Source organism: Bathymodiolus platifrons methanotrophic gill symbiont (assembly GCF_002189065.1).
Lineage (GTDB): Bacteria > Pseudomonadota > Gammaproteobacteria > Methylococcales > Methylomonadaceae > Methyloprofundus.
Genome location: NZ_BDMN01000464.1, coordinates 1 through 1,370, shown reverse-complemented (window position 1 = coordinate 1,370; position 1,370 = coordinate 1). Strand labels below are relative to the sequence as shown.

Below are 1,370 nucleotides of genomic sequence, written 5' to 3'. Positions count from 1 at the left end.
GGTGGGTAAACGAGGGTATTATTCATTATCCTAAAGCAAAATCATTGTTGATCCTTTGCGATGGTGGAGGGAGTAACAGCTCACGGCACTACATTTTTAAAGAAGATTTACAAAAGACTGCGAATGCACTTGGATTGGAAATTAGGATTGCCCACTATCCTCCTTATACCTCCAAGTATAATCCCATTGAACATCGTTTTTTTCCTCATGTGACTCGTGCTTGTGAAGGTGTTGTATTTGGCTCGGTTGAAACAGTTAAAACATTGATTTCTAGAACATCAACGTCAAAAGGACTAACAACAATTGTTCACATACTCGACAAAATATACGAGACAGGACGAAAATATGCCGCTGACTTCAAAGAAATAATGCCGATTGTATTTGATACACATTTACCAAAATGGAATTACCGTGCAATTCCTCAAGAATAATTAATATCGGGAAGTTGTTTCGTGCTTATTCCTAAGGGTATTTAGGAGCAAGGATTCAATAATACCCGAGTCTGACTTTCGGGTATTATTGAATCCTTGCTCCTTAGCTAGAAAATTATAACATTCTTCTTAAGTTCCGTAATTATGTTTTTCCCATAACATATTGATTTATAAAATATCAATATGGACATTAGCTAGACTAAAGGCTAGCTATGATGCCTATGGAAAGCCTTATCACCTGAGAATTCAGTCGAAACACCCTTTAGCACATCTAAATTTTTCCGTCTACGATCGGTGCCACGCCGGCAAGACATTCCTATATCTTGTGCATTATGCTTAACCCGCGGATCATTATGCCAAAGGCGACGATGATATTCACGTACGATGATAGGCCTACCTAAAAACACTTTTTTATTTAGTCGTTTAATGATTCTTCTGCCTGCCGCTTCTGACTGTACAGTCACTAAACCATGAAATTCAGCAGTATTACTATGACCATCATGCAGATGTATCACTTTAAGGTCTTCGATAACGATTTTCTTTCTAAACCAGCCCACTTTTAAAGCAGATTCAATATGCTCGGCAAGATGATGGTGTTTTGTTTGCTCAGGAACATTTCTAAAAAGGATAATCATAAAAGGTTCTTATAAAAAAACATAATACTTACAGACCTTGAACAGGCGCGCCATGCTACCTCACGAAATTCCGGGACTCCTGTCGCCGTAATTCGTTCACCTACGCAGCGAATAGGAGATGCTCCAGCCGCCCTGCGTCCGCCACAGACTGAGCACAAAGCAGCTCAGTCATGGCTACCTCAAATGGCTCTACGGCTATTCGGGATAAAATTTTAGCCTCCCTCGCGCGCTATCGCGCACTTCGGATTGGCAAATTTCCCTGCGCCTTCTGGAGACTATCATCCCGTCCGGGGCTGACAGCGGT

General features: G+C 41.1%; 3 protein-coding genes. 1 reads left to right on the top strand and 2 read right to left on the bottom strand.

The window, feature by feature from the left end:
- Window positions 1-431 (top strand): ISAzo13-like element transposase-related protein (locus CDZ78_RS19385; protein ID WP_444979221.1); only part of this gene is annotated, 431 nt, incomplete at its 5' end.
- A 206-nt stretch (window positions 432-637) separates the two neighbouring features.
- On the opposite strand, the gene CDZ78_RS19380 is transcribed toward CDZ78_RS19385, so the two are convergent.
- Together CDZ78_RS19380 and CDZ78_RS22410 are read right to left on the bottom strand one after the other, a co-directional pair.
- The gene (locus CDZ78_RS19380; protein ID WP_087871431.1) at window positions 638-1,066 is read right to left on the bottom strand and encodes an RNA-binding protein; all 429 of its coding nucleotides are present in this window, start codon (window positions 1,064-1,066) and stop codon (window positions 638-640) included.
- A complete protein-coding gene (locus CDZ78_RS22410; protein ID WP_167374413.1) occupies window positions 1,063-1,224 on the bottom strand; it encodes a hypothetical protein in 162 nt (53 codons plus the stop codon). Before CDZ78_RS22410 ends, CDZ78_RS19380 begins: the two co-directional genes overlap by 4 nt.
- Window positions 1,225-1,370 lie beyond the last annotated feature (146 nt).